General features: G+C 49.7%; 5 protein-coding genes and 1 riboswitch. Of the genes, 4 read left to right on the top strand and 1 reads right to left on the bottom strand.

Translation table 11 applies throughout. The features are described from left to right. The first annotated feature begins 442 nt into the window (after positions 1-442). Complete coding sequence (locus VMT62_14445) at positions 443-3,610, top strand: sigma 54-interacting transcriptional regulator (protein HVN97625.1); 3,168 nt, start codon at positions 443-445, stop codon at positions 3,608-3,610. Positions 3,611-3,677: 67 nt separating this feature from the next. Next, positions 3,678-4,508 carry a formate/nitrite transporter family protein gene (locus VMT62_14440; GenBank protein HVN97624.1) on the top strand — a complete coding sequence of 277 codons (831 nt, stop codon included), beginning with the start codon at positions 3,678-3,680 and terminating at the stop codon, positions 4,506-4,508. 249 nt (positions 4,509-4,757) lie between these two features. On the opposite strand, the gene VMT62_14435 is transcribed toward VMT62_14440, so the two are convergent. Beyond that, positions 4,758-5,375 carry a VPLPA-CTERM sorting domain-containing protein gene (locus VMT62_14435; protein HVN97623.1) on the bottom strand — a complete coding sequence of 206 codons (618 nt, stop codon included), beginning with the start codon at positions 5,373-5,375 and terminating at the stop codon, positions 4,758-4,760. Between the two features lie 23 nt (positions 5,376-5,398). Further along, positions 5,399-5,500: riboswitch (cyclic di-GMP riboswitch) on the bottom strand. 404 nt (positions 5,501-5,904) lie between these two features. Here VMT62_14435 and VMT62_14430 point away from each other — a divergent pair. Together VMT62_14430 and VMT62_14425 are read left to right on the top strand one after the other, a co-directional pair. Further along, complete coding sequence (locus tag VMT62_14430; GenBank protein ID HVN97622.1) at positions 5,905-6,561, top strand: molybdenum cofactor guanylyltransferase; 657 nt, start codon at positions 5,905-5,907, stop codon at positions 6,559-6,561. Positions 6,562-6,584: 23 nt separating this feature from the next. Further along, positions 6,585-8,711: a molybdopterin-dependent oxidoreductase gene (locus VMT62_14425; GenBank protein ID HVN97621.1), complete on the top strand. Its 2,127-nt coding sequence runs from the start codon at positions 6,585-6,587 to the stop codon at positions 8,709-8,711. Positions 8,712-8,955: the final 244 nt, after the last annotated feature.

Raw genomic sequence — 8,955 nt, 5'->3', positions numbered from 1 at the left:
GAAGTACTCTCCTGTCTCAAACCTCTTTCCTACGATCGCCATGGCTTGCCCTGCATCATCGAGGATGTCCATGGGGCTTGCGCCTGATGCAACGAGCTTTTTTACCTCAGCCGTGACCTCGTCTTCCATGAGGTCTGCCATAAGTTGTATGAGTTTGTCGTTCATAGTGCCTCCACACTTTTTATTCGTCTGCGGCTAACTACTAAAAGGATATGCCAAAAGAGTATGTAGAATGCAAGCCTCCCCTTTCCGTATTCAATTGATATGCCATTGTCCTAAGTAGCTGATATTATGTTCTAATATCATTAATAGATAATTATATATACCTTTATTAAATCAATATGTTGAAATTATTGCAATATATTGAAAGTACACTATTGACAAGAAATGCTTCCTAAGCGTACTATTGATTCTTATATGTGAGATGGGAGAAATCCGACATATGTCTGGTAACACAAGATTAATTCGCGAGTATAGGAAAATTTGGCGAACCTATCACGCGATTGACCAGAATATTGTTCTCTGTTTTACACTTTCGCCTTCCCCAGTTTCGATCGACACCATTACCGTTCTGTCGGGGGCGCTCGCCATTCAGGTGCTCAATGTGATGGAAAGCCTGAAGAAAAAAAGAATTGCATATGAAAAGAAAGAATACGGAAGAGGCATTTATTTTTTGAATGATCTTCAGTTCGCCGATTTCGTTCAAAAGGAAGTGTCGCCCGAGGTCACGCAGGAAGTAATGAGGAAGATAACCGAATTTTACAGTGCGTCTCTCCCCGAAAATGATGAGAAGACTCTCATCCTGGCTGAACTTTACAGAAAAATGGAAGAGAACGCAGAGGGCCTTGGATTTATCAGGCGTGCGGCGCATATTCTCCTTGGTGCGGGGGAAAAGGAAAGAGCGCTCGTCTATTATGAACATCTCTTAAAGCATTTCGCAAAGAATAGGGTAGCAGACGATCAGGCGGAGAATTTTGTTGACAGCATTCTGGGCAAAATCTCTCTGTCAAAGCACCTGATGCCTGTTCAAGAACAAGTCTCGCTATTAACGGAGGCAGAAAAAGCAGCAAAACGTTTTGAAAAATGGGATTTTATGCCGAAGATTAAGCATGCACTTGGTCAGGCATTACAGGCTGCCGGACAACACAAGAAGGCATTCCATTATATGAATGATTTCTGGAAACTTGCCGAACGTGTTGGCAATGCCCGTATGCTAAAAATAGCCACGCTACTGACCAGTGAGTTCCTACACTGGAAGGGCAGGTATACCGAGGTAATCCGTCGCTATGAAGATGTCATTGAAGACCTTGAAGAATTCGAAAATGATAAAACCACTCTCAGGGCCACTGCCCGAGTTGGCCTGTGCTACGTAAGGTGCGGTAGAATAGCGAGAGGAATGGGGATGATTGACACAGTGCGCGCCAAAGCCAATCTGCTCAATCTACAGCAAGTAGCGAATTTCGCCGACTTGATGGCCGTTCTTGCGTTGTTTGATTTGCGGAGGATACGAGAGGCCGAGTTGTATTTGAACAGGTTGAGCGCACTTCCCGAGGAAATAGTCGGGCATTACATATTATGGCCCGTTAAGGCCTGTAAGGCCTATATCTTCTCTATGAACGGTGACCATGCAAGGGCTTTTGAATATATGACAAAAGCCGTGGAGCACTCCCGTTTTATCGGGTGGCACCATCATGACGGGGCGTGGAACTTCGACTATCTTGACGTCCTTGAATCAGAAGGTTTTCTCTACGACGAATGGAATTACGATGGTGAGATCAGCAGGATGCTTGAATGGGATGATATTTACATGAAGGGTGTTGCACTAAGATACCGGGCCATGAGAAATATGAAGAAAAAAGCTCCCATTCGCATAGTCTTGTCTGACCTGAAAAATAGCGAAAAATACCTGAAAGAGTCTGGGGCTGAGATAGAGCTTGGACACACCTGGACCGCGCTGGGGAATGTCTATCTCCTGAAGGGAGACCGAAAGAACGCTCAATCCTATCTCAATAAGGCGTGGACGTTTTTTTCAACGGTCGACAAGAATCTCTTTCCAAAAGATCTGCTTGTTGTCATGCCCCAGGAACAGAAAATCGAGGTTATGATCGACAGAATCATAAACATTAACGAATCCCTGGGCGTAATACAGGACAGGTCCTCTTTTTTGGAGCGGGTTATTAACGTTACTATGGATTTTACAATGGCCACGAGAGGGGCTTTTTTCACAGTGGACGCCGATGGCCGTCCCCGGATCGTGGCAAGCCGTAACCTGGATCCGACAATGCTCAAGCCAGAACAGCTCGCTCTCATCGCCGAGGTAGTGTCTGAGACGGTCAGAGAGGGTGTAGAGCTTATTGCGCCTCGGAACAAGAAACAGAATGGTATCTCTGATGATTCGCTGCTCAAGGCCGGTATCAACTGCCTGATCTGTATGCCAGCGAAACTTGGCGAGGAGAGATATGGGTATCTTTACCTCGATAATCGGCTCGAGGGGAGACCTTTTTCCGTCAACCAACTCCCTTATGTGAGACTTTTATGCAACCAAATTGCACTGGGACTTTCGAACATCAGGATTTACGAGGAGATGAGAGAGCGAAAAGACCGATATGAAAACGAGGCGATGTTTTATAAACAAGAAATGGGAATAGTTTCCTCGTCAGAAAATATCATTGGACGGTCCCAATCAATCAGAGCGGTTATCAATCAGATACAGCAGGTGGCTCCGACAGATAGTTGTGTTTTGATTACAGGCGAAACTGGAGTGGGCAAAGAACTGATCGCGAAGGCCATACATAATTTGAGTAAACGAAAGGACGGCGCGTTTATCGCGATCAATCTTTCGGCGCTTCCTCAGGAACTCGTGGCGAGCGAACTCTTCGGTCACGAAAAAGGAGCCTATACGGGTGCCCATGAAAAGAATAAAGGAAGATTTGAGCTTGCCGACAGAGGCACAATCTTCCTCGACGAAGTTGGCGACCTGCCTCTCAACGTCCAGGTGAAGCTCTTGCGCGTGCTACAAGAAGGATCCTTCGAACGGCTTGGCAGCGCCAAACCAGTCAAATCTGATTTCAGGGTCATCGCGGCAACCAACAAGGACCTCTCGCTGGAGGTCGAGAGGGGCACCTTCCGACAGGACCTTTACTATCGTTTAAATGTTTTTCCGGTTGGCATTCCGCCCTTAAGGACGAGAAAAGAGGATATTCCGCTTATCGCACGTTATTTTATTGATATCTTTGGCAAGAAGATGGGTAAACCGATAGAGCGAATACCAGCTGAAGAGCTGAATAAACTCATGGAATACTACTGGCCGGGAAATGTGAGAGAGCTGAAGCATTTTGTTGAGAGGGCAGTCATATTATCCGACGGAAGCACTATAAGTTTTTCTGGTCTTCATCACGGGCCAGTACGCCAGACCTCAGGCGATACGCTCATGTTGTCTTTGACTGAAGTGGAAAGAGAACACATCGAAAAAATCCTGAATGCGACGTACTGGAGAATTAGCGGACCAAAAGGGGCAGCTTCAATCCTCGGATTGAAGGCCACAACGCTTCTCTTTCGAATGAAGAAGCTCGGAATCAAGAAACCGAAAGACGCGGTCGCAGTCAGATGACGGGCTGTAAACCCTTTTGAAGGCAAATATCTCAGAATCGACTGTATGAATAGCAAGGAGAGGACGCATGTCGCACAAACCGGTGGAAGTCATTCAGTTAGCAGGAGATGCAGGCAAATACAAGGCAAGTCTGACAGCGGGGAACTATCTTGCGAGGAGCTTCATGGCAGGTCTATTTATCGCTGTGGGCGGTGCGCTCGCTACAGTCTGTCAAACCGGACTTGAAATCACCATGGGTCTCGGTTTTAAAGCACTGATAGCAGGAGCAGTCTTTCCCGTGGGCCTCATCGCTATCGTACTCACCGGTATGTCACTCTTTACCGGTGACACCATGTTGATACCCATGGCAGTGTTTCAGAAAAAGACGACCTGGGGTAGGGTACTCAATGCGTGGTTCTGGGTTTATATCGGTAACTTTGCCGGGTCTGTTTTCTGGGCCTACCTCATGGATGTGGGTCCCTTTGTGAAGGGTGGCAATCCTGCAGAGATCACTGCCTTCGGCAAGAGCGCCATAGGCATAGCTGAGTCTAAAGTTCTGCCTTATATGGCCGCTCAAGCCTCCGGGCTCTGGTCGGCATTTATGAAAGGCATTGCCTGTAATCTGCTCGTCAATCTGGCTATACTGCTCGCCATATCCTCAAAGAACATGATAGGGAAATTCTTCGGCATCTGGTTTCCGATCATGGCCTTTGTTTCATGCGGTTTTGAGCACAGCGTAGCCAACATGTATTTTATCCCTGTGGGCATAATGCTCGGCGCCCATATAACCTGGGGACAATTTATTGAGTGGAACTTGGTACCGGTAACACTCGGCAACATCGTTGGTGGCTTTATCTTCATCGGGGCAGTTTATTATTATTCCTTCAAGAAAGAGCTATCCACCAACGCGCCTACATAGGCTCAAGGATTTGTGGCTTGTGAGCTAGATCCCGTTTTGATCAACTACATTCCTACCGAGGGTCGTTATGTGCGCTATTCGCTTTTCTTGCTACAAGAAGTATCACGGAGGTACCACGTTGAGACTTTGTCCTGATAGCAAACAGGTTCTGCTCTTCCTGGTCGATTCGGGAAGACAATTGCGTTCGAAAAAGAAAAAGGGCAGGACCACACGGTCCTGCCCGGGATTGCGATTGTTAGCGAATAAAGGTTATTTCTTGAATCTTCTCCGCACAGCCACAAGGCCTAAGAAACCGGGAGCCATAAGGAGCAGACCCGGAGGCAAGGGAGTGGCGGTCGGTATAATCTGCCCGGTGCTCCACGTAACATTGTAGGAGCGCCCAGAAGGATCCCAGCCCGGACGGCCTCCCCAACGGAATGTTACCTGGCCTCCATCTGCGCCCATGCCGGTGAGTGTGATATTGCTATTCGGTACGAGGTACTGTACGAGCCATCCTCCACCTGCGAAGACTACGTAGTTCCCTTGATTGTCTGTCTCAAAGGCCAGGGCACTCTGAGTGGCAGCCAGACTGTTAAATACATCACTTGTCGCAAAGGATGTAGAAATGTACGAGCCATCGTAGAGCTGCTCCGGCTCTGGGTCTGAAAAACTCAGGCCGGTGATAGCCGAATTCTGTGCGAACACGGCGTTCCACGGCAATGCGCCGGCGGTCTGTGCCTTGAATGTTGCATAGTCGTACTGAACGTAACCGGTTAAGCTATTGCCGACGCCGGTTGCGGTGAAGCGTATGTCATCGGCGTAAGAACTCGTTGCGAGAAGAAGAACTGCGAGGAGCGCCAAACTGATATAACGGAAATGGGTCTGCATGCTGTATCCTCCTTGGTGGATTATCTGGCGACCCGGCCGGTCTCACGCCTCAACCCATGATGCTTGAAACTTGAGACTCCTCGGCTTTCCGTCCCATCCTCGCAGATGGTTTGGCTTTTTTCAGACTGTGCGGAATGTAACACAGTGCATAACTCTAAGTCAAGTAAAAGTTTTATCGAAATGGATACTGGCCTTGCCAGAAGCACTGAAACTGCGGTTCATGTGGACATTCATTGTTACACAATGATACCAGGTGACGAGAAATGAACATACCTTTTCTGTTCCTTGTTACTGTTAATGCCCTGTTGACCGGAGAGGAAATTGCCCAAAAAACCTGACGTTTTCTTGACGGCTTACGGCGAGAAATGATAGAACGTGGCGGATATATATGGCGTCTTATCGTTATCTTTAGCGGGCATGGCGCATCCCTTGAGACGGGCCAAGGCGTATTGGGCAAAAAAGGTCGGCAGGGTATGATTGATTAAGCAGTGCAGTGTGAGCCAGGAACGGGAAATGATTCAGGAGAACAATGCTTAAGGTAAGTAATCCCCTTGACACGTGCGCCATACTCGCGGGGGGGTTAAGCGGGCGTATGGGTAGAGACAAAGCAACGTTACGCCTGGGCGAAAAAAGTCTTGTTGAAGGCGTCTATGGGCTCGCCAAAACGCTCTTCAAGCAGGTCTTCGTGGTCTCGAGCTGCCATAGCCCGATGACAACGAACATCGATGCTCCTATCATAGGCGATCTGCTGCCTGTAAAAGCCCCCCTCGTGGGCATAGTGAGTGCCCTTCTACACGCTCAGACTTCGCACGTTTTTGTGCTCGCGTGCGATATGCCCTTTGTATCTGAGGAGTCCATATATGCGGTCATCCAAAGCTTTGAAGGCGAAGATATCGTCCTTCCAAAAACTGCTCAGGGTTTTGAACCGCTTCATGCCCTTTACAGCAGGTCCTGTATCTGCCACATGCTGAACTCCATTGAACGGGGTAAGCTCAATATCAGAAACGTCTTCCCTTACGTGTGTGTGAAGGCGGTGGAAAGCCGTCCGGCGTTCTTTGCACATGGCCGCTCGGTATTTCTCAATATCAACACAGAATCTGAGTTACAGAAGGCGAGAGACCTAGAGACGAAACTGAACGATGATAATGAACCCGCCTTTGTCGTGGCGGGAGGGCGGTTTCGGTAAGCAACCGTGAGCGGAGGATCGACATGAAAAAGACAGAGGTTATAAAAAGCGCTTGCGGTTTTTGCGGGAGCTGCTGCGGGATCCTTATAACCCTTGAGGACGGTAAACCGGTAGCGGTGAATGGGGACCCCGATGTTGCGCCGAACAGGGGCGGCCTGTGCCGGGTAGGACGAGCGGCTCTGGATTACCTGAGCAGCCCTGACCGATTGAAGAAACCGCTCAAGAGAGTTGGGGACAGAGGGGGAGGCCGGTGGGAGGAAGTTTCCTGGGAAGAGGCGCTTCGATATGCCGCTCGAGGGTTGAACCGGATCAAAGAGGAATACGGTCCTCAGGCCGTCGCGGTGATCCACGGCTCGGCCAAGTCAGTAATAGATACGCTCGCGGTGAGATTTGCCAATGCATTCGGCACGCCCAATGTGGTCTGCTCGGACCACGTCTGCCATATCCCGCGAATGCTTGCGGCCGAGTATACGTTTGGGTATTTTCCCGCACCCGACCTTCACAGTAAGCCGGGCTCAATCATTGCATGGGGGATGAACAGGGCACAAACAGGCATTTTCCGACATAAAGAATTCGTTGAGGCCCGTGCGAAAGGATCTCGGCTGATAGCCATTGATCCCTTCAAAACACCATATGCGCAATCTGCCGATCTGTGGCTTCGCTTAAGACCAGGCACGGATCTGGCACTCGCCCTGGGGCTTCTCAACGTGGTCCTGTCAGAGGGGCTCTATGATGCGGATTTTGTGAAGCGCCATACTATCGGTTTTGACAAACTGTGCTCGCACGTTGAGCGGTATACCCCCCAAAGCGTGGCTCAGTTCACCTGGGTCCCGGCAAATTTGATCAGTGAAGCGGCAAGACTCTATGCCACGTCAGGGCCGTCCTGTATAGGATGGGGTAACGGACTTGATCAGGGTCCGGATAGTTTTCAGACGAACCGTGCTATAGCGTCGCTCATGGCTGTAACAGGCAACCTCGATGTTCCCGGCGGCGAATACGAAGGTTTGAGTTCAGGGTTCCGCTGGTGTGATCAAGAGTCCGACAGAGGGCGCATTCGTGGACGGTGGTCAGCAACCATGGAGTTAAGAAACAGACTCACACCCGAGCAGAGATATATCAAGGTGGCACCCGATTTATTGCCCGATTTCCGTTACGTCACACCCAACTCCTTTGTCAGGGCCGTGCTCGAAGGGAATCCATATCCGATCCGCGGGGCTTTCGTGCAGGCTTCAAACCCGCTTTCTAGTTGGAACGATGTGAAGAGAACCCATGATGCCTTTAAGAAGGTCGACTTTCTCGTTGTCTCGGACATGTTCATGACCCCCACAGCGGCTCTGGCAGACGTGGTCTTTCCTGTCGCCAGTTTCCTTGAGTCCGATGCTGTGCGCATGGGGCCCGGTGGTTCTGTCGCTTACTTGCAAACGAAGCTTGCCCAGGTGGGCGAGAGCCAATCCGACTACGAAATCATAAGCGGTCTTGCAAAGGAGGCAGGCTTAGGAGAGTACTTCTGGGAAGATCCGGAAGACCTCTGGGATTATATGCTGGATCCGGCCGGTATCACCTTTAAAGAATTTCGGAAAAAGGGTATTTTTCACAACAGCACGCCCCGTCACTACAGGAAATACGAGAAGAACGGATTTTTCACCCCCACCGGCAAGGTGGAGCTTTATTCGACCCTACTCGAGAGCCTGGGTTTTGATCCGCTTCCCACATATCGGGAGCCTGTTTCGCCCGACGATCCCCGGGTGATCACAGAAGCGTATGACCTCTCGTGCACCTGTCGTAAGGTTATGCCCTACCATCATTCAGGCGGCCGGCAGATTCATCGTCTCAGAAAGACGCACCCGGACCCGATTGTTATGATCCATCCCGACACGGCCCATGAACGAAACATAAATCAGGGGGACTGGGTCTACATTGAGTCCCGGACCGGTAAGATACGGCAAAGAGCCAGGCTATCTTCTGATTTAGATAGAAGGGTGATTGTTGCAGAACATGGTTGGTGGTTTCCCGAGAGAGGTCACGAGGAGTTCTATGGATTCGCCGAGTCGAATTACAACGCCCTCATCGGAAATCAAGGCCCACAGAACCCCGAAGTTGGTTCATTTCCGGTTCGGGGCCTTGCGTGTAGAGTATACAAGGCCTCGTGAGGGGCGCCCGAGTAAACTGTTACTAAGGGTGTCCCAATCGTTGTCGCATTCATGCTCTTAGAAATCGCGTCTCGCAACACGGGTAGGGAGGCTCGCTCGTACACCATGGAAGATCGTCAGCGTAAACGGCAGTCCGTACGTCATTGACTCCGAATACTAACCTGCGAGTATATAATGATCCGTATGGAGATTGACGGTCGGGGAGGGTGGTGTTTAAAATAGCCATATGTATCTGAATGATCTG

The organism is Syntrophorhabdaceae bacterium, assembly GCA_035541755.1.
Classification (GTDB): Bacteria; Desulfobacterota; Syntrophorhabdia; order Syntrophorhabdales; family Syntrophorhabdaceae; genus PNOF01.
The sequence above is the reverse complement of the archived record's forward strand: the minus strand, read 5'-3'. Positions and strand labels throughout refer to the sequence as shown.